The organism is Sphingosinicella flava (assembly GCF_016025255.1).
In the GTDB taxonomy this organism is placed as follows: domain Bacteria; phylum Pseudomonadota; class Alphaproteobacteria; order Sphingomonadales; family Sphingomonadaceae; genus Allosphingosinicella; species Allosphingosinicella flava.
The window spans coordinates 49,188-68,827 of sequence record NZ_CP065592.1 but is presented as its reverse complement, the minus strand read 5'-3'; the positions used below and the strand labels follow the sequence as shown (position 1 = coordinate 68,827).

Below are 19,640 nucleotides of genomic sequence, written 5' to 3'. Positions count from 1 at the left end.
AAGAATAGGCGAACTGCGCGCGGGGCGGCGAGGAAGGGACGAGACAGATGCAGCAAACACGGCAACAGCCGGCGCCGCTCTGGCGAATCACCCGCTGGCTGGTCGATCCCGGAATCGAAGTTCCAACGGCGATCCGCACCTCCCTCGTCAACGGCCTTTACGGCACGCTTCCCATTTTCGCGGGCGGCGTCCTCAATACGATCAGCGTCGCTGCGGTCATCGCTTCACGTTTGCAGTACGGCCTTTTCCTCCTGTGGCTGACGCTGGAAGTAACCCTGTGCCTGGTCCGCCTCGCCGTGCTCCTGCAGGCGCAGCGGCGCAACTTCATCGGCATCGAACGCTTGACCGACCTTTATGTCGGCCTTGGCGTTTTGTGGGCGGGCAGCGTCGGCTTCGGCACCTTCATCAGTGTGGCGAGCGGCGACTGGATGGCGGCCGCCCTTGCCTGCCTGTCGGCGGCCGCGATGTGCGGCGGCATCTGCTTCCGCAATTTCAGCGCGCCGCGCCTTGTCGGCGTGATGATCGCCCTCAGCCTTGGGCCGTGCATGGTGGCGGGGGTGCTGAGCGGCGAGCCGGTATTCTTGCTGACGCTGTTTCAAATCCCTTTCTATCTCTACGCGATGACGGCGGCTGCCTTCCGCCTCAACCGCATGCTGGTGTCGACGATGCAGGCGGAACAGGAAAACGACCACCTCGCCCGGCACGACCTGCTGACCGGCCTGCTCAACCGCATCGGCCTCGAACGGCAACTGGAGGAATGCGAGACGCTGGCGAACACGCCCCTCACCCTCTTCTACCTCGATCTCGACGGGTTCAAGGCGGTCAACGACCGGATGGGTCATGCGGCGGGCGACAGCCTGCTCGCCATGGTCGGCGAACGGCTTCAGGCGATCACGCGCGGAGGCTTGATCGCCGCCCGCATCGGCGGCGACGAATTCGTCATGGCGGGAAGCGGGAACGACCGCGAGACCGCGCTGGAGGTCGGCGCCGGGATTATCGATGCCATCGCGGCGCAACCCTATCTCATCGGGCACCACGCCATCGAAGTGGGCGTCAGCGCCGGTATCGCCTTTTCGCCCGATCATGGGAAAGGGCTCGCCGACCTGCTCAGCGCGGCCGACAACGCGCTCTATCAGGCGAAATCGCGCGGCCGATGCAGCCTCGCGGTCGCGGCGACGATCGGCCAGCCGCCGCCGTTGCGGCTGGCGGCCCTATCCTCCTGAAGGAGGGCTCAGCCTTCGATCGAATCACCCGGTTGCACGCCCGCCGGGCATTGACCGACCCAGCGGCCGACAATCCGGGTCTCGCCGCCCTGACGCTTGCCGTCGGGCATGGTGACGAAGGCGCCGATCCGCATGTTCATCGCGGTATCGCTGCCGGTCACTTCGATTTCGGAATCGATGGTGAGGCCGTTTTGCGGGCAGGACGCCTTGACGAACAGACGCCCCGAATTGCTGTCGCGCTCCACCTTGCACTCCTTGGGATAGGAGCGGGTCAATTCTTCGCGCAGCTGTGGGTTGGCGTCCGCGCCCAGGCATTCGCGGCGCGTTTCGTTGGCGTTGTCGCCGCTTTCCGTCATTTCCCAGGCGCCGGGGCGGAATTGCGGCACGCCGTCGGCGCCGATCTTCAGCGCACCGTCCGCGGCGGCCGTTTCCCCGGTCTTGCCGGCTTCGGCGCTACCGTTCGAATCCTGCTGCTGGCCGCAAGCGGCGAGCGCCAGAGCGGCGGCGGAAATGACGAGATAACGCATGATTTGAACCTTCCCCATGAAGTGGCTCCACCTGCCACATCTCACGCGCTGGCTGGGGCGGCAGGATTCGAACCTGCGAATGCCGGTACCAAAAACCGGTGCCTTACCGCTTGGCGACGCCCCAATGCGCGTGGAAGAGCGGCCTTATCGCCGCTCTTCGTGCAAGAAAAGCCCTTAGCTGTTTGAAATGCGACGATTGACGAGATCGAGATAGTCCTTGCGGAGCTGCATCGTCAGATCGCCGACCTCGAAATTCCACGGACCCGCGGCGCGGACCGGCGTGACTTCCGCCGCGCTGCCCGTCAGAAAGAATTGTTCGAAGGATTCGAGCTCGTCCGGCCAGATCGCGCGTTCGATCACCTCGATCCCGCGGCGGCGGGCAAGATTCATCACCGTCTGACGGGTGATGCCGTTCAGGAAGCAATCGGGCGTCGGGGTATAGAGCTTGCCGTCCTTGATGAAGAAAGCATTGGCGCCGGTGCCTTCGGCCACCTGGCCGCGCCAGTCGAACATCAGCGCGTCGTCATAACCCTTCGCCTGCACTTCGTGGCGGGCCATGGTGCAGATCATGTAAAGGCCCGACGCCTTGGATTGGACCGGCGCTGTATAGGGTGCGGGTCGGCGCCAGGGCGAAATGGCGAGATTGAGGCCTTTCTTGATCGCCTCCTCCCCGAAATAAGCGCCCCAATACCAGGCCGCGACGGCAAGATGGATCTTCGAGCGCTGGGCGGAGACGCCCATCTGCTCCGACCCGCGCCAGGCGACCGGGCGCACATAGGCGTCCTGAAGGTCGTTGGCGCGCAGCACCTCGCGGCAGGCCTCGTCGATTTGCGCGACAGAATAGGGGATTTCGAAGCCCAGGATTTCACCGCTCTTCTTCAGCCGTTCGCTATGTTTGGTGAGCTCGAAAATCTCGCCGCCATAAGCGCGCTGACCCTCGAAGACCGAGGAAGCATAATGAAGCGCGTGGGTCAGGACATGCACATTGGCTTCGCGCCAGGGCACGAGCTTGCCATCCAGCCAGATCCAACCGTCGCGATCATCATAATTTTGCTGGTCAGATATGCTCACAATTCATCCCCCTTTTTCATCGCGCCGCGATAGGGCTGACCCGTCGGCCGGTCAACTCGCACCCGGCCAGGCATTCGACGCTTCCCTAAGTTGACGGGATTGAGACGTTCGCACGGCGATTCCGTCAGTTTTGTCAATTTCCGCCCTTTCGAGCGGAAAGGACGGCTCAACAGATGAGGATCATCCCTAACATGGAAGCGAAACTGTAGGAAAATGGTTTGAACAGCCCGCCTGCACGGTCCGGCTACCATTTCTTTCCCGTCATTCCCGCGCAGGCGGGACGGTGAGAGGGGGGTGCTAGCGTCCTTGCGTCATAGCCGCGAGTTCGCGGTTGCGCTGGGCCGAGGCGGAAAGCGTCTCCTTGAGGAGCGCGGCGAGGCCATCCTCGCGATCGAGGATATCGAGCCCGGCCCGGGTCGAGCCGCCGGGGCTCGCCACGCGGTCGGCGAGCATGGCGGGGCTTTCCGCCCGTTCCGCCGCGAGCGCGGACGCACCCTCGACGGTGGCGAGGGCCAAGCGGGCCGCCTGCTCCCCGGGAAGGCCAAGATCGGCCGCCGCCTGCCCCAGCGCGTCGATGAAACGGTAGAGAAAAGCAGGGCCGCTGCCCGCGAGCGCAGTGACGAGGTCGAACAAATCCTCATCCTCCACCCATTCCGCCGCGCCGAGCGTAGCCATCAGGTCTTGCACAAGCGTCCTTGCGTCCCGATCGCCGTCCTTGGCAAAAAGACCGACGACACCTTTGTGCAAACGAACAGGGGTGTTCGGCATGGCGCGGACGATAGTGCGCGGTGCTGCAAAACGGGCACGCAGCGTATCCGCCCGTGTCCCGGCGAGGATGGAAACGAGGATTGTCCGCGGCTCGAGAGCGGGCGCGAGCATCGGCGCAACTTCGTCCAGCTTCTGCGGCTTCACCCCTAGAAGGACGAGTGCCGGCACCTCATCCTCGGGAAGCACGGGGAGGACGCGGACACCATGCCCTACCTCCTTCCCACTCGGCCGCACGACGGTGATCCGCGCCGGATCCATGCCCGCCGCCATCCAGCCGTCGAGCATCGCGCCCGCCATGTTGCCGCAGCCGATCAGCCAGAACGGCCCCGGCAGCGGCGGCAGGCTCACGCCTCGCCCTGCGTTTCGATAAGCGCAGCGGCGATGGCCTCCTGCGGCGTCTTGTCGGCCCAGAGGACGAACTGGAAGACCGGATAGAAGCGCTCGCATTCCTCGATCGCCGCTTCGACCAGCGTTTCGGCCTGGATGAGGCTCAGGACGCCGCCTTCCTCACCCTCCAACAGCGCCGCGTGACGGAAGAGGACAAGGCCGGAAGAGGTCCAAAGCTCGAAATGGCCGAGCCAGAGCTGCTCGTTGATGAGGCCGATCGTCTCATAGGTCGCGGCGCGCTTTTCGGCCTGGACGCGAATGTCCGGGAGGGCAAGGAACTGGAGGACTTGATCCTCTTCCCGCCAGATCGCGCGCAGCTCATATTGGGTCCAGCTGCCCTGGAAGGTGGCGACGATTTCCTCGTCCCCGCTCCGCTCGAACGCCCAGCCATGCGCGGCGAAATAATGTTCGAGCATGTCGATGGGAGCGCTCGTCTCCCGTTCCAGCTCATACTCGTCCGTATTCATCGCTCACCCGCTCTGTTGCGAAAGAAACCGTGCATGGTCGAAACGCACGGCGCAAGAGATTGGCAGCAATAAGCTGTGGATATCCGGATTCCACAGGCGGAGAGATCGTCTAGATTCCAGCTTTCGCTGGAATGACGAGAAGAGGGTAGAAGGATGAAGGAAAAGTAAGGTCAGGCGTCCGGTCCGGGCTTACCCGCGGGCTTGCGCGGACGCGGCGCCTTTCCGGCGGCGGGTTCGGCGCCGATCTTTGCTTCCAAAGCCTCGATCCGCGCTTTCAGCAGCGCATTTTCTTCACGCGCGGCGACCGCGATGGCCTTGGCCGCTTCGAATTCGTCGCGGCTGACGAAATCCATCCCTGCAATACCTTCGCGGAACTTTTCGCGCATATTTTCCTGCGCCTCGCGGCCCATGCCGGCCAGCGTTCCGGCCGCGCCGTTCATCATCTTCACGAAATCGTCGAACAGGCGGTTCTGGGATTGCATCGGTCGGGACTCCTCAAAAATCTTTGGTCAATATCGGAGCTCAGCCAAGCCATCGCAAGAGCCAAGCCATCGCAAGAGGCAGTGCTCCGGCGGAGGCCGGAGCCCAGCGACACGGATCGAGCGGCTGGATCCCGGCCTTCGCCGGGACACTAAGATGCCGGATTGAGGCGGATGATCTCGTAATTGAGGATCGAGGCGAAGCTGAGCCACACCATATAGGGCACCATCAGCCAGGCGGCGGCCTTGCGGATGCGCGCGACCCAGAAGGTGGTCGCGATGGAGAGGACCAGCATCACGACAATGATCGCCAGCGCGAGGCGCGGCTGGTGCATGCCGAAGAAGACCGGCGACCAGAGGAAATTCAGCATCATTTGGCTGCCGAACAGGATGAGCGCCGTGCGCCGCGTGCCGCTGTTCGGCGCCTGAAGGATGAACGCGAGCGCGACCCCCAAAAGGATGTAGAGGGTCGTCCACACCGCGCCGAAGGTCCAGCCGGGCGGCATGGCCTGCGGCTTGGCAAGGCCGTCGAACCAGGGGTTGCCGTAACCCGAATTGGACACCCAGCCCGATGCGAGGCCAAGGAGAAGGATGGCGGGCACCGTGACGACGGCATGACGCCAGAAAGACGTTTCCCGCCGCACCATTTCAGCGTCAGCCATGTCGTCTACTCCTTATTCTGCGGGCAGCGGCCTTGCGAGTTCGGCCTCCAACCGGCGCGTCACTTCCTGGGGTGAACCTGTGTAACGCGCGAGGCGGGAATATAGAACCGGGATGAGAAACAGGGTGATGACCGTCGCCATCGAGACGCCGAACACGACGACCACGCCGATCGCCTGACGCGCGCCCGCGCCCGCGCCGCTGGCGATCATCAGCGGCACCGCGCCCGCCACGGTGGCGATGGAGGTCATCAGGATCGGGCGGAGGCGGCGGGCCGAGGCGTCGCGGATCGCGGTGCCGATATCCCTGCCCGCATCGCGCAGCTGATTGGCGAATTCGACGATCAGGATGCCGTTCTTGGCCGCGAGGCCCACCAGCATGACGATGCCGACCTGGCTGTAGAGGTTGAAGGTCTGCCCCATGAGCGCAAGGCCGATCACGCCGCCCGCCACCGCGAGCGGGACTGTGGTGATGATGACGCCGGGGTGGACGAAACTTTCGAACTGCGCGGCGAGCAGCAGGTAGACGACGAGGATGGTGAGGCCGAAGACGATCCAGATCGACCCGCCCGCTTCCTTGAACGCCTGGCTCTCGCCGCGATAGCCGACCGCCGTGATTTCGGGCGACTGAGCAGCCTGACCCTCGAGGAAGGCGAGCGCGTCGCCGAGCGAATAGCCGGGCGCGACGCCGCCGGAGAGGGTGATGGCGCGCAATTTGTTGAACCGGCCGAGATCGCGCGCGCCCGCCGTCTCGCGCGTGGTGACGAGGTTCGACAGCGGGATGAGATCGCCGGTGCGGCTGCGCACGTAGATGGAGGCAAGGCTCGCCTCGGTGGCGCGCGCGGCGGCATCGGCCTGGATGACGACGCGATATTCCTCGCCCCGGTCGACATAAGTGGTGACGCGGCGGGAGCCGAGGAGGCTTTGCAGCGCCTGGCTGACATCGTTGACCGAAACGCCAAGGTCGCCCGCGCGGCGGGTATCCACTTCGATGCGGAGCTGCGGCTTGGTTTCCTTATAATCGGAATCGAGATTGACGATGCCGGGATAATCCTGCGCCGCCGCGATGATGCGGTCGCGGGCGCGGGCGAGGTCTTCATAGGTCGAACCGGCGATCACGAAACTGACCGGCTGGCCGCGGCCCCGGCTGAGCGACGAGCGCACCGACGCGTTGCCGCGCACCGCGGGAATCTGGCCGAGCGCGCGGTTCACCTCGGCCACCACATCCTGCGTGGCTTCCTCGCGCTCGTCCCACGGTTTCAGGAAGACGGTGATCGCGCCGTTGTTGAAATCCTCGCTCGCGCCGAAGCCGCCCGGCACACGGGAAATGAGCGTGCGCACCGCGCCGTCGCCGACCATCGGCAGCACCTTGGCCTCGACCTGGCGCATGTAACCGTCCATCGCGGCATAGCCCGTGCCTTCCGGCGCCGAGACGTTGGCGGCGAGGATGCCCGCATCCTCCTGCGGCGCGAGCTCGGACTGGATGGTGGTGAAGAGGAAAGCGGCGGCGGCGAGGAACGCGACGACGACGAGGCTCGGGACCAGCGGCTTCTTCAGCGTGCGGTCGAGCCGGTCGGCATAGAAATTTTCGAGGCCCTGGAATTTGCGGTCGACCCAGGCGGCGAGGCGTCCTCTTTCCTCATGCTTCAGGAGCTTGGAGCAGAGCATCGGCGTCAGGCTGAGGGCGAGGAAGCCGGAGAAGGCGACCGCGCCGATCATCGCGACCGCCAGTTCGCGGAAGAGGAGGCCCGTCTGGCCCGAGATGAACATGACCGGCACGAACACGGCGCAGACGACAAGGGTGGTGGAAATGATCGCGAAACCGACCTGCCTCGTGCCTTCGAAAGCGGCGGACAGCGGCGGCTCACCCTCCTCGATGCGGTGATAGATGTTTTCGAGCACCACGATGGCGTCGTCCACCACGATGCCTATGGAAAGGACGAGCGCGAGTAGGGTGAGGAGATTGATCGAGAAGCCGAAGGCCGACAGCACCGCGAAGCTGCCGAGCAGGCAGAGCGGGACGGTGATCGCCGGAATGAGGGTCGCGCGCCAGCTTCCGAGAAACAGGAAGATGACGAGGACGACGAGAACGGCGGCCTCCCCTAAGGTTTCCCACACCTTCTTGATGGCTTCGCTGATGAAAAGGGATTCATCGGAGCCGACGGTGATCGTCATGCCTTCGGGGAGGGTCGGCTGGATGTCCTGCGCCAAGGCCTTGGCCGCGTTCGACACGGCGAGCGTGTTCGCGCCCGATTGCCGGACGATGCCGAGGCCCACCGCGGGCTGGCCGTTGAGGCGGAAGGCGGTGTAGGGATTTTCCGCGCCCTGCTCGATCCGGGCGACGTCGCCCAACCGGACGAGATAGCCGTTGTCGCCACGCCCGACGATCAGCCCTGCGAAATCCTGGGGGCTGGTGAAGGGGCGGTCGACGCGGAGCGACACGTTCTGGCTCGCGGATTCGAGGCGGCCGGCGGGAAGCTCGACATTCTGGGTGCGAAGCGCGCTTTCCACGTCGGCGGGGGTGAGGCGGAAGGCGGCGAGCCGTTCCGGGTTCATCCACACGCGCATGGCGGGCCGCGCCTCGCCGCCGATGAAGACTTGCGCCACGCCGTCGATGGCCGAGAAACGGTCGACGATGTTGCGGTCGACATAGTCGCTCAGCTGCAAAGGGGTCCAGCCGGGCTTGGAGATGACGAGGAACAGGATCGGCGAGGCGTCGGCGTCGACCTTGCGCACTTCGGGCGGGCGGACCTCGTCCGGCAAATCGTCCGCCGCGCCGCCGACGCGGTCGCGCACGTCGTTGGCGGCGGCATCGACCGATCGGCCCGGCGCGAATTCGATGGTGATGTCGGAGCGTCCGTCCTGCGAGCGGGAGGAGATGGTCTGCAGGCCCTCGACGCCGGACAGGCGTTCCTCCAGCACCTGCGTCACGCGGCTTTCGACGACCGAGGCGGCGGCGCCGGTATAGATGGTCTGCACCGACACGATAGGCGGATCGACGTCCGGATATTCGCGGACGGAAAGGCCGAGGAACGCGACGACGCCGACGACCGCGATCAGCAGCGCGACCACCGCCGCGAAGACGGGGCGTTTTACGGAAAGGTCGGAGAGCTGCATGAGCTAGGCCTTATCGTATCCCGGCGAAGGCCGGGATCCAGTCATGGCACGGTGCTGCTGAATCCCGGCCTTCGCCGGGACACAATGAAGCGTGAATATCACCGCGCTTTGCCCTTCGGCTGACCGGCAGGAACGGCATTTTTTGCGCCCGCCAGCCGCACCTTCATGCCGTCGGACAGCTTCACGACACCCTCGGTCACGACCTGCTGGCCGGGCTTCAAGCCTTCCACTATCTCGATGCGGCCACCCGAGCGCAGGCCGGTGCGGACTTCGGTGCGCTTCGCCTTGCCGTCCGGCGCGATCGTATAGACGAAACGCTTGTCGCCTTCGCCGACCACGGCCAATTCCGGCACGGAGAGGCCCATGCGCTGCGCGGTTTCTATGGCCACGGTCAGCAGCATGCCGGGCTTCAGGCGGCGGTCCGGATTGGGGAGGCGCGCGCGCACGGTGACGGCGCGGCTGTCCGGATCGATCACCGGATCGATGGTCGCAATCCGGCCCCGGAAAGGCTGGTCGGGATAGGCAGCCGATACCGCTTCGATGCCGAGGCCCGGCTGAAGCGCGGACAACACCGTTTCCGGCACCGGGAAATCGAGCTTCACCGAACTCACGTCGCTGATCGTCGCGATCTCGGTCCCGGCCGACACCACCGCGCCCGGCGAAATGGTGCGGAGCGATACCCAGCCCGAAAAAGGCGCGCGGATCACGCGGTCGCCGATCGAGGCCTCGGCGCCCGCCGCCTGCGCGCGTGCCTGCGCCGCCAGCGCGGCCTGGGTATCGAGGCTGCTCACCGTCGCGAAACCGCGCTCGCGCAGGGCCTGAACCCGGCGCAACTGCTGATCGGCTTCCCGCGCGCGGGCCTGGGCGCCGGACAGTTCGGCGCTTTCCTGGCCTTGTGCCAGCACAGCGATGGTCTGGCCACGCGTGACATAGGCGCCATCATCGAAATTCAGGCGCACGATCCGCTCCGTCACCGGCGCGGCGAGCGTCACCTGCTCGTTGGCGAGCGCGGTGCCGACCGCCTCGATCCGCTCGACGAAACGCATGGTCGTGGCGGGCTCCGCCTTGACGAGCGGCGGCGGACGGTCGCGGCCGCCTTCCGCTTCGGAACAGGCAGACAGGAAGGCGACGAGCGCGAGAGCAAGGGCTTTGGTTCGGGACACGGGCGTCGGGCTAACGTTCGAAGGTTGCGTTATCAAGTCCGCGTGGCGCCGAGCAGGAATTCGACATTCCCCTCCGGCCCGGTGATCGGGCTCTGGACGATGCCCTCCACCCGCCAGCCGCGGCTCTCGATCCACGCTGCTGCGGCCTGGCTGACTCTCAGATGAACGGCGGGGTCGCGCACCACGCCGCCCTTGCCGATCTCGCCCCGCTCCGCTTCGAATTGCGGCTTCACCAGCGCGATCAGACGTCCGCCAGGCTTTACGAAATCGATTGCCGTATCAAGCACTTTGGCGAGCGAAATGAAGCTCGCGTCGCACACGACGATGTCGACGGGTTCGGTGACGATGTCCGCAGTGAGATAGCGCGCATTGGTTTGTTCGTGCACGACGACACGAGGGTCGCTGCGCAGTTTCCAGGCGAGCTGATTCGTGCCGACATCGACTGCGAAGACCTTCGCCGCGCCTTTCTGGAGCAGCACGTCGGTAAAGCCGCCGGTCGACGAGCCCACGTCCAGCCCTATCGCGCCGGTCACATCCCAGCCGAAATGCTCCAGACCATGCGCCAGCTTGATCCCGCCGCGCGACACCCAGGGATGTTCGCGCCCGCGCACCTCGATCGGCGCATCTTCGGCCAGCACCTGCCCCGCTTTCTCGATCTTCCTCTCGCCGGAAAAGACGAGGCCCGCGAGGATCAGGGCCTGCGCCTTCGAGCGGCTTTCAACGAGGCCGCGGTCCACCAGCAATTGGTCGCTTCTGATCTTTGCCACTTCAGACTCTTTCTATGCCGGAACCCCGCCAATCGCGGCAACGTTTCGCCTGCGCAAGTGATGACAGGGAGAGGATCATGAAACCCGGTTTCTTCAAGAAATACGCTTATGCCTGGATCACTGTCGCCTTCTTTCTCGGGTCGCTGCTGCTCCATTGGCTGTTCGGCTGGTATGCCTTCGTCGACGAAGCCGCGCAGCATGGCGAGGCGCCGGAGGTTTCAGGCTATCTCGTGGAAATGGGCCGCGACACGTTCGAGAACTGGCAGTCGGAATTCCTGCAGCTGCTCTGGCAAGTCGTCGGTCTCGCTTACTTCCTCTATGTCGGCTCGCCTTCATCGAAGGAAAATGACGACCGGATGGAAGCCAAGATCGACCGCCTTCTCGAACTGCAGCTCGGCGACAGGGCCTGGATTGAAATCTCCGACATCGACGAGCGGTTCCTGCGCACGCACGGACATGCGGCGCCGTGGGGACACCCGAGCGAGGGTCGCGAATAGGCTTTAAGCGCGGACTTCGGCGATGCCCGTGCTGTTGTGGCGGAGCGCTTTCAGCACCGTGTCGACGATGGCGGCGGCATCCAACCCGGCTTCTTCATATTGCTTTTCGGGCTTATCCTGATCCTGGAAGAGGTCGGGCAGGCGCATGGTACGGATCTTGAGGCCCGCGTCGGTGAGGCCCGCGTCTGACGCAAGAGTCAAAACATGGGCGCCGAAGCCGCCGATCGCTGCTTCCTCGATCGTTACCGCGACTTCGTGGGTCGACAGGAGCTTGCGAATGAGATCCTCGTCCAGCGGCTTGGCGAAGCGCAGGTCGGCGACGGTGGTGGAGAGGCCTTTGCCCTCCAGCGTGTCGGCGGCCTTCAGCGCTTCTTCCAGACGGGTGCCGAGGGACAGGATCGCGACCTTCTTCCCCTCGCGGACGATACGGCCCTTGCCGATTTCCAGCCGCTGCGGAACTTCGGGAATGGCGACTCCGGTGCCGTTGCCGCGCGGATAGCGGACCGCGCTCGGGCCGCTGTCGTGCAGCGCCATGGTGTGTACCATGTGCGTCAGCTCCGCCTCGTCGGCGGCGGCCATGACGACCATGTTCGGCAGCGTGCAGAGATAGGCCAGATCGAAGCTGCCCGCATGGGTGCAGCCGTCCGCGCCGACGAGGCCCGCGCGGTCCATCGCGAAGCGGACGGGAAGATTCTGGATGGCGACGTCGTGCACGACCTGGTCGTAGGCGCGCTGGAGAAAGGTCGAATAAATGGCGACGAACGGCTTGTGCCCCTGCGCCGCGAGGCCCGCCGCGAAGGTCACCGCATGCTGTTCGGCGATACCCACGTCGAACATGCGGTCGGGAAAGCGGCCGGCGAATTTATCGAGGCCGGTGCCGGACGGCATGGCGGCGGTGATGGCGACGATCTTGTCGTCCCGCTCGGCCTCGGCAATCAGCGCCTGGGCGAAGACGTTGGTATAGCTGGGAGGACCGGCGGGCGCCTTCACCTGCTCGCCTGAAATGACGTCAAATTTCTGGACGCCGTGATATTTGTCGGCGGCGGCTTCGGCGGGCGCGTAGCCCTTGCCTTTCTTCGTCACGACATGGACGAGCATCGGCCCCAGATCCGCGTCGCGGACATTTTCGAGGATCGGGATCAGGCTGTCGAGATCGTGGCCGTCGACCGGGCCGACATAATAGAAGCCGAGCTCCTCGAACAAAGTCCCGCCCGTCACCATGCCGCGCGTATATTCCTCGGCGCGGCGGGCGGCGCGGTGGAGCGGCCCGGGCAGCTTGCGCGCGAAACGCTGGGCGAGATGGCGGACGGAGAGATATTTGCCGGAGCTGACCAGCCGGGCGAGATAGTGGCTAAGGCCCCCGACCGGCGGCGCGATCGACATGTCGTTGTCGTTCAGGATCACGATCAGCCGATTGCCCGCTTCGGAGGCATTGTTCATCGCCTCATAGGCCATGCCCGCCGACATGGATCCATCGCCGATCACCGCGATCGCCTTGCCCGGCGCGCCCGACAATTTGTTGGCGATGGCGAAACCGAGCCCCGCCGAAATGGAAGTCGAGCTATGCGCCGCGCCGAACGGGTCGTACTCGCTCTCCGCGCGCTTGGTGAAACCGCTGAGGCCCCCGCCCATGCGGAGGGTGCGGATGCGGTCGCGGCGCCCGGTCAATATCTTGTGCGGATAGCATTGGTGGCCGACGTCCCAGACCAAACGATCGTCGGGCGTGTTGAACACATAATGGATGGCGACGGTCAGCTCGACGACGCCGAGACCGGAGCCCAGATGCCCGCCCGTCGTGCCGACGGCGGAGATGGTTTCCGCGCGCAATTCGTCGGCCAGCTGGCGGAGCTGCTTGGGCTGCAGCCTACGCAGATCGGCCGGGATATTGACGGTGTCGAGAAGCGGCGTTTCCGGGCGCTCGGTCATCGGGTTATGGCATCCTTTCCTTCAGAGCCTCTAGCGCTTGGGGTTCCGCATGTCGAACCTTTGTACACAGGAGGAAGCCTACCTCGAGTAAAGGAGATATGCTATTTTCGTGCAGGAGGTTCGCCATGTCATCTCTTGCGGAAGCTTTGGCTCTACTGATTTCTCATTCCGCTGCCGTCAGCGAAGATGGGACCGCTCTTGCCCGTACGCTGTGCGGCCGTGATGAAAAGGTCATCTACTCTTGCCCATTCAACGCAAAAATTGGTTCTGTTTGCGCAGCGGAAAACAAGATCATTTTTCGCTATGGCACATCCCGCTCTCTTGAAGCCGAAGTTACCAGTAGTGGCTCTGATGGCCGGGCCTATGGCAATTATATCGTAGGCGGCGGCGGAGGATACCAGACCAGTATCCGTTTTCATGACGGCCACCGTGATTATGTGGTTTTCTCCGCTGTTTATGGAGAGCTAACCGAAATCGCTGGAGAGCAAAAATCGGGTGTGAGCATCTTTGAATGGGGGAATCTCGCCACCTCACTTCAGTGCAAACTCGAAGGTTGTCGGCAGCAAATAAATAGGAATACAGTTGACGCTTTGGCGCCTGATCCTGAGGAGGATGCGTTTGGCGGCTGGCAGTAGTATTCAGCCGCCCACGCACTCTCCGCAGCGTCCATGAACCTCGATCACTGGTCGTTCCGCCGCAAAACCCGCTTCTTCCGCAGCAGCGCGCACGCCTCCCGAGAGCGTATCGTTATCGATGTGAGTCGCTTGCCCGCAATTATCACAGATCAGGAAAATGCAATCGTGAAGGCACCCCGGATGGTCGTTCGCCACATAGGCGTTCACACTTTCCACTCGCCGCGCGAGATTGGCGCCGACGAACAGGTCGAGGATGCGATAGACGCTGTTGGCGGCGACGCGGCGGCCCTGCTCCTGGCTCACCTTCTCGGCGATATCGTAGGCAGAAGCCGGCTTGTCGAACGCGGCCAGTGCCTCGAATATGGAGGCGCGCATTTGCGTCCATTGCTCGCCGGATTTTTCCATCGCGATTTTCGCCGCCGTGGCGAGCGACTCGCCTTCATGCCTGTGATGCTCATGCGCCATGACCGGAAAGATAGGCCGTTCAGGAGACAGGGACAAGCGGACGCAAAGGCGCGGCCCGCGGCGCTGAGGATGCTGCCTGGATCTTAAAACAAGTCATTGACCTTAAAACATTGATCTTAAAACCGTCATTCCAGCGAAAGCTGGAATCTAGACCATGCCCGATCAAGTGGAGGTGCCGACGATAGATTCCAGCTTTCGCTGGAATGATGTTAGAAGTCTGGAATGACGGTAGAAATAATGTCGAGCGCCGAAAGGCTGCGGACAAGGAGCGGGAGGCTCAGTTGACGGCGCGGCGGTTGAGGTCGTGGCCGAGGGCGAGGACGGAGACGCCGAGGATCGTGTAGACGATCTCCATGCCCCCGTGCGGCAGGGACAAGGCGCCCGCCATGATGCCGATGCCGAAACCGCCGACGGCCGCGGGCATCATATAGCCATGTTCGGCGATCCCCTTCCCAAGGGCGACGATGCCGAGGAGGATGGCGAGGAACAGGCCCGCTTCATGAATGTGCGGCGACAAAAGCGCGCCCGCGGAAGCCAGCAGGGCAAGGGCGATGCTCGTCGCGAGGCAATGGACGAGGCACAGGCCCGACAGGCCAATGGCCAGCCGGTCCAGCATTCCATCGCGGATGTTAAGTGCGAACATCTAAGATCCCTTGCTGACCGCCTTTATACGGCTTCGGACCGGAAGTTACAATATCACATCCCTTAAAAAAGTTGCATTGAGATGCGGCGGGTGAAAGCGCATATGGCCGCCATGAACACCGCCGCAGCGTCCGCTTTCCTTCCGTCCGCGCGCAGCCCCCGGCCCCGCGCCGTTTCCAACTGGCTTCTGGCCGTCGCCGCGCTCGTCTTCCTGATGGTCGTGGTGGGCGGCATCACCCGCCTCACCGAGTCGGGTCTGTCGATGGTCCGGTGGGAACCGGTGTCCGGCACCGTGCCTCCGCTCAACGAAGAGCAATGGATGGCCGAGTTCGACGCCTACAAGGCGACGCCGGAATATCAGAAAGTGAACCGGGGCATGTCGCTGACCGAGTTCAAATCCATCTTCTTCTGGGAATATGTCCACCGGCTGCTCGGGCGCTTCATCGGCCTGGCCTTCGCGCTTCCCCTCCTCTGGTTCGCGGCGAAGAAGGCGATTCCGAAAGGCTATGGCCCCCGGCTGACCGCCCTCCTCGCGCTCGGCGGGCTGCAGGGCGCGATCGGGTGGTGGATGGTGGCGTCCGGCCTCGTCGACCGGCCGGACGTCAGCCATATCCGGCTTGCCGTCCACCTGCTCACCGCCCTCCTGATCCTGGGCGGCCTCGTCTGGACCGCGCTCGACCTGCGCGCGCTGGACGCGGGGCACGGGCGGGCGAAGATGCCGACCCTCGGCATCTGGACGCTGTCGGTCCTCGCGCTCCAGATGCTGTTCGGCGCCTATGTGGCGGGGCTCAACGCCGGTTATGCGTTCAACACCTGGCCCTTGATGGGCGATGCTCTGTTCCCGGCGGAAACGCCGATGCTGGAGCCCGCCTTGCGCAACTTCGTCGACAATCCGGTCGTCGTGCAGTTCGTCCACCGCTGGCTCGCCTTCGCCGTCGCGGGTTTCGCAGTCCTGTTGGGGCTGAAGGCTGGGCGCTTGGGCCATAAGGGCGCCGCCCATGCGGTCTTCACGACGGTGACAGTCCAGATCCTGCTCGGCATCGCAACGATCCTGACGGGCGTGGAGCTGTGGCTGGGCGTCGCGCACCAGGGCATGGCGGCCCTGCTGCTGGCGGCGATCGTCGTCGCGGCGCATCGGATTGGCGATGTGCCTAAAGCCCTCCCCCTCGATGGGGGAGGGTTGGGTGGGGGTGATCTCTCCGCCCGTACCGAACCGAGCCACGGCATCACCCCTCCCCAACCCCTCCCCATCGAGGGGAGGGGCTAAGAGTGGACGACGTCGTTTCAGTCTATGCCATTTTCGCTGACGGCGAGGAGGCGCGACGGATTGGACGGACGGCAGTCGAGGAACGGCTGGCGGCCTGCGTGAACATCCTCGGACCCTGCCAATCCATTTATCGTTGGCAGGACGCGGTCGAGGAGACCGAGGAGGTCGCGGCGGTCTTCAAGACCGGTGCCGCGAGGGCGCCGCGCCTGATCGAGCGGATCGCCGCGCTTCACAGCTATGACGTTCCCGCTATCACCGTGTTGCCTGTCGCCGACACCTTGCCCCGCTATCGGGCCTGGATCGAGGAAAATAGCGGAAGGTAATATTTTACCCGTCAGCAAAGCCGCTGTTTTCTTGACAAAATAGCCGCTCATCCGCATTAGGCCGCTACCAGCGCCGCTCGGATTCGGGCGGCGCAGTCATTTTCATAAGGGTTTCAGGCCATGAAGGCGCTGTTGAAGACCACCAAGCCGGCAAAGCCGGCCGAGGTCGTGAAGAAGTGGCATCTGATCGATGCCGAAGGTCTGGTCGTCGGGCGTCTCGCCACGATCATCGCCAACATCCTGCGCGGCAAGCACAAGCCGAGCTTCACCCCGCACGTCGATTGCGGCGACCATGTCGTCGTCATCAACGCCGACAAGGTGAAGTTCACCGGCAAGAAGCTGAACGACAAGATCTATTACAAGCACACCGGCTATGCCGGCGGCATCAAGTCGGTCACGGCCGGCAAGGTTCTCGAAGGCCGTTTCCCCGAACGCGTTCTTGAAAAGGCCGTTGAGCGCATGATCCCCCGTGGCCCGCTCGGCCGCGACCAGATGCGCGCCCTTCACCTCTACAATGGCACCGAGCATCCGCACGGCGGCCAGAATCCTGAAGTCCTCGATGTCGCGGGCATGAACCGCAAGAACAAGGTGGGTGCCTGATGTCCGATACCCGTCAATCGCTTTCCGATCTCGGCGCCGTCGTCGAAGGTCAGGCTGCAGCCGCTCCGGCGGCTGCCGAGCGTCCCGCCGGCCGCGGCCGGCGCGAAGAGCAGGTCAACGACCACGGCGTGTCCACGCAAGGGCCGCAGATCGAAGCCGTCCTGCGCGAACAGCAGCTCGACGCCCAGGGCCGCGCTTATGCGACCGGCCGCCGCAAGGACGCCGTTGCCCGCGTGTGGCTGAAGCCCGGCACCGGCAAGATCACGATCAATGGCCGCGACCAGGAAGTCTATTTCGCGCGTCCGACCCTGCGTCTCGTCATCAACCAGGTGTTCGACATCGCCGAGCGCACGGGCCAGTATGACGTCGTCGCGACGGTCAAGGGCGGCGGCCTCTCCGGCCAGGCGGGCGCGGTCCGTCACGGCATCAGCCAGGCGCTGACCCGGTACGAGCCGGCGCTGCGCACGGCCGTGAAGCGCGAAGGTTTCCTGACCCGCGACCCGCGCGTTGTCGAGCGCAAGAAATACGGCAAGGCGAAGGCCCGCCGCAGCTTCCAGTTCTCGAAGCGCTAAGCCGCGTCGAAGCGTTATCGAAAAGGCGGTCCGGGTTCCGGGCCGCCTTTTTCTTTACCCCTTCCTGTCCGGGCAAACGCTGCCTATCTTTCCCGTTCTACAGCCGAAAGGACAAGGACATGGACTTCCTTAAAAGCATGCAGAGCCGGGACTGGGTGATCGCCGCCGTGGCCTTCGTCGTTGGAGCGATCATCTTTTAACGAGAGGCCGGACGGCCAAGAGACGCGGCGCGGCCCGCCGCCTTTTCGGTTGCCAGCCCCGTTCATGCCTGTAGTCTTTCCCCGGATTCAGTCTTCCAGGGAATATTCGATGCGTTTCAAACTTCCTGCCGCTATCTTGGCGGCGGCCTCCTGCGCTTCCATCGTCATCGCGCAGACGCCAGCTCAGGCCCCCGCTTTCACCGCCGACGCCTTTCGCAGCCATGTCGCCTTCCTGTCGGACGACCTGCTCGAAGGCCGCGACACGGGATCGCGCGGCCATGAAATCGCCGCGCGCTATGTCGCGACGCAGCTCGCCGGGCTGGGGGTGAAGCCGGGCAATCAGGGCAGCTGGTATCAGCAGGTTCCCTTCGGCAGCTACATGATCGAAGACGGCGCGGCGTTGAGCATCGGCGACACCCGCTATGACAATTTCAGCGAAGTGATCGTCAACGCCTCGCCGCGCGAACCTGCGCTCAGCCTGGAGGCGCCGGTCGTGTTCGCGGGTTACGGCCTCGACAGTCCCAGCCAGGGCTTCAACGATTATGCCGGATTGGACGTGAAGGGGAAGATCGTCCTCATCATCGGCGGGACGCCCAAGGGCACGCCGAGCGATCTCAACGCGCATCTGAACGGGCAGAAAGGGGTCATGGCGGCGAAGAATGGCGCGATCGGCGTGATCCAGATCGCCCGCCGGGACGAAAGCCAGCGCCGCCCCTGGGAGTCCCTCACCCGTTCCGGCCCCCACCCTTCGGTGGTCTGGAGCGAGACGGACGGCAAGCCGTATAGCAATGCGCCCGCCATCCGCTTCAGCGCGTCGATGAGCCACAAGGCGGCGGCGTTATTGTTCAAGGGTTCCGGCAAGACGTTGGAAGCCGTGCTTGATCAGGCGGACAAGGAAGGCGGCAAGCCGAAGGGCTTTGCGCTGAAGCCGAAGGTCGCCGTCCGCTCCAAGACAAGCGCCAGGACGTTCCAGAGCCCCAATGTCGTCGGCATGATCGAAGGCTCCGACCCGGTCCTCAAGAACGAATATGTCGTCCTCATGGCCCATCTCGACCATGTCGGCATTGATCCGGAACGGGAAGGCGCGGACAAGATTTTCAACGGCGCGATGGACAATGCGACCGGCGTCGCGACACTGATCGAAGCGGCGCGCGCGATGATGGCGACCAAGGACCGGCCGAAGCGTTCCATCCTGCTCGCCGCGGTGACGGCAGAGGAAAAGGGCCTTCAGGGCTCACAATATCTCGCCAAGCATCCGGTGGTCGGCGGCGGCAAGGTCGTCAGTGTCGTCAATCTCGACATGCCGATCCTCACCTATGATTTCCAGGATGTGATCGCCTTCGGCGCCGAACATTCGACCATGGGACAGACCGTCGAGAAAGCGGGTGCCAATATGGGGGTAAAGCTCATTGCCGATCCCCTGCCCGAAGAGCGGCTGTTCACCCGTTCAGACCATTATCGCTTCGTGCAGGAAGGCATTCCGTCCGTTTTCCTCATGACCGGTTTCGGCAATGGCGGCGGCGAGAAATTCCGCCATTTCCTCGCGACCGATTATCACAAGGTCAGCGACCAGATCACCTTGCCTTTCAATTGGGAAGCCGGCGCCAAATTCGCCCGCCTCAATTACGAAATCGCGCGCGAGATCGCCGACGCCCCCCAGGCGCCGCGCTGGTATGAAGGAAACTTCTTCGGAAATGCCTTCGCGCCCGGGCAGCCCCGCGCCGTGCGTCGGTAAATGACGGCCCTTCCGCCTTTACGGGCGGGAGGGCGTGTCGACGAGACGTTGGATTGGGGCGCCATATGCCCTGCGCCCTGCCCCTGCCGTTAATCTGGCATACAGGTTCCGAAGGCGAATTTCGGGCGGCCCATTAACCACATTTTCGGG

General features: G+C 64.1%; 20 protein-coding genes and 1 tRNA gene. 8 read left to right on the top strand and 13 right to left on the bottom strand.

The annotated features are described in order from the left end of the window. Positions 1–47: 47 nt before the first annotated feature. A complete protein-coding gene (locus tag IC614_RS00405) occupies positions 48–1,223 on the top strand; it encodes a GGDEF domain-containing protein (protein WP_200971800.1) in 1,176 nt (391 codons plus the stop codon). A gap of 8 nt (positions 1,224–1,231) precedes the next feature. Here IC614_RS00405 and IC614_RS00400 read toward each other — a convergent pair whose 3' ends face one another. The 10 genes from IC614_RS00400 to IC614_RS00355 form a co-directional block, all read right to left on the bottom strand. After that, the gene (locus tag IC614_RS00400; protein ID WP_200971799.1) at positions 1,232–1,768 is read right to left on the bottom strand and encodes a DUF3617 domain-containing protein; all 537 of its coding nucleotides are present in this window, start codon (positions 1,766–1,768) and stop codon (positions 1,232–1,234) included. Between the two features lie 31 nt (positions 1,769–1,799). Continuing rightward, positions 1,800–1,874, bottom strand: a tRNA-Gln gene (locus IC614_RS00395). A 50-nt stretch (positions 1,875–1,924) separates the two neighbouring features. Further along, positions 1,925–2,821, bottom strand: a complete 897-nt coding sequence (locus tag IC614_RS00390; protein ID WP_226372669.1) for a branched-chain amino acid aminotransferase — start codon at positions 2,819–2,821, stop codon at positions 1,925–1,927. A 297-nt stretch (positions 2,822–3,118) separates the two neighbouring features. Then, positions 3,119–3,937 (bottom strand): pyrroline-5-carboxylate reductase, encoded by an 819-nt coding sequence (gene proC / locus IC614_RS00385; protein WP_226372668.1) that lies wholly within the window; start codon positions 3,935–3,937, stop codon positions 3,119–3,121. Then, complete coding sequence (locus tag IC614_RS00380) at positions 3,934–4,443, bottom strand: type III secretion system chaperone family protein (RefSeq protein WP_200971797.1); 510 nt, start codon at positions 4,441–4,443, stop codon at positions 3,934–3,936. Before IC614_RS00380 ends, proC begins: the two co-directional genes overlap by 4 nt. A 170-nt stretch (positions 4,444–4,613) precedes the next feature. Then, positions 4,614–4,925: an accessory factor UbiK family protein gene (locus tag IC614_RS00375; protein ID WP_200971796.1), complete on the bottom strand. Its 312-nt coding sequence runs from the start codon at positions 4,923–4,925 to the stop codon at positions 4,614–4,616. Between the two features lie 149 nt (positions 4,926–5,074). Further along, positions 5,075–5,584: a TspO/MBR family protein gene (locus IC614_RS00370; protein WP_200971795.1), complete on the bottom strand. Its 510-nt coding sequence runs from the start codon at positions 5,582–5,584 to the stop codon at positions 5,075–5,077. A 12-nt stretch (positions 5,585–5,596) separates the two neighbouring features. Continuing rightward, positions 5,597–8,698 carry an efflux RND transporter permease subunit gene (locus tag IC614_RS00365; protein ID WP_200971794.1) on the bottom strand — a complete coding sequence of 1,034 codons (3,102 nt, stop codon included), beginning with the start codon at positions 8,696–8,698 and terminating at the stop codon, positions 5,597–5,599. Positions 8,699–8,796: 98 nt separating this feature from the next. Beyond that, on the bottom strand, positions 8,797–9,861 hold the full coding sequence (locus IC614_RS00360) for an efflux RND transporter periplasmic adaptor subunit (protein WP_200971793.1): 1,065 nt from the start codon (positions 9,859–9,861) through the stop codon (positions 8,797–8,799). A gap of 32 nt (positions 9,862–9,893) precedes the next feature. Next, the gene (locus IC614_RS00355) at positions 9,894–10,628 is read right to left on the bottom strand and encodes a TlyA family RNA methyltransferase (RefSeq protein WP_200971792.1); all 735 of its coding nucleotides are present in this window, start codon (positions 10,626–10,628) and stop codon (positions 9,894–9,896) included. Between the two features lie 77 nt (positions 10,629–10,705). Between IC614_RS00355 and IC614_RS00350 the strand changes: the two genes are divergently transcribed. After that, positions 10,706–11,125 carry a DUF6766 family protein gene (locus tag IC614_RS00350; RefSeq protein WP_200971791.1) on the top strand — a complete coding sequence of 140 codons (420 nt, stop codon included), beginning with the start codon at positions 10,706–10,708 and terminating at the stop codon, positions 11,123–11,125. Positions 11,126–11,128: 3 nt separating this feature from the next. Here the strand turns inward: IC614_RS00350 and dxs are convergent, their stop codons facing one another. Next, positions 11,129–13,051: a 1-deoxy-D-xylulose-5-phosphate synthase gene (gene dxs, locus IC614_RS00345; RefSeq protein WP_200971790.1), complete on the bottom strand. Its 1,923-nt coding sequence runs from the start codon at positions 13,049–13,051 to the stop codon at positions 11,129–11,131. Positions 13,052–13,176: 125 nt separating this feature from the next. Between dxs and IC614_RS00340 the strand changes: the two genes are divergently transcribed. Then, entirely contained in the window at positions 13,177–13,686 is a 510-nt protein-coding gene (locus tag IC614_RS00340) for a hypothetical protein (protein ID WP_200971789.1), read from the top strand. A gap of 3 nt (positions 13,687–13,689) precedes the next feature. Here the strand turns inward: IC614_RS00340 and IC614_RS00335 are convergent, their stop codons facing one another. After that, positions 13,690–14,151 (bottom strand): Fur family transcriptional regulator, encoded by a 462-nt coding sequence (locus IC614_RS00335; protein ID WP_200971788.1) that lies wholly within the window; start codon positions 14,149–14,151, stop codon positions 13,690–13,692. 277 nt (positions 14,152–14,428) lie between these two features. Then, a complete protein-coding gene (locus IC614_RS00330) occupies positions 14,429–14,794 on the bottom strand; it encodes a MerC domain-containing protein (protein ID WP_200971787.1) in 366 nt (121 codons plus the stop codon). Between the two features lie 111 nt (positions 14,795–14,905). On the opposite strand from IC614_RS00330, the gene IC614_RS00325 reads away from it, so the two are divergent. From IC614_RS00325 to IC614_RS00305, 5 genes are all read left to right on the top strand, one after another. After that, positions 14,906–16,060 carry a COX15/CtaA family protein gene (locus IC614_RS00325; RefSeq protein ID WP_200971786.1) on the top strand — a complete coding sequence of 385 codons (1,155 nt, stop codon included), beginning with the start codon at positions 14,906–14,908 and terminating at the stop codon, positions 16,058–16,060. 2 nt (positions 16,061–16,062) lie between these two features. Beyond that, positions 16,063–16,383: a divalent-cation tolerance protein CutA gene (gene cutA, locus IC614_RS00320; RefSeq protein WP_200971785.1), complete on the top strand. Its 321-nt coding sequence runs from the start codon at positions 16,063–16,065 to the stop codon at positions 16,381–16,383. Between the two features lie 120 nt (positions 16,384–16,503). Further along, positions 16,504–16,983 (top strand): 50S ribosomal protein L13, encoded by a 480-nt coding sequence (gene rplM, locus IC614_RS00315; protein ID WP_200971784.1) that lies wholly within the window; start codon positions 16,504–16,506, stop codon positions 16,981–16,983. Further along, entirely contained in the window at positions 16,983–17,555 is a 573-nt protein-coding gene (gene rpsI / locus IC614_RS00310) for a 30S ribosomal protein S9 (protein WP_200971783.1), read from the top strand. Before rplM ends, rpsI begins: the two co-directional genes overlap by 1 nt. Before the next feature lie 309 nt (positions 17,556–17,864). Next, complete coding sequence (locus IC614_RS00305) at positions 17,865–19,490, top strand: M28 family metallopeptidase (RefSeq protein WP_200971782.1); 1,626 nt, start codon at positions 17,865–17,867, stop codon at positions 19,488–19,490. Positions 19,491–19,640: the final 150 nt, after the last annotated feature.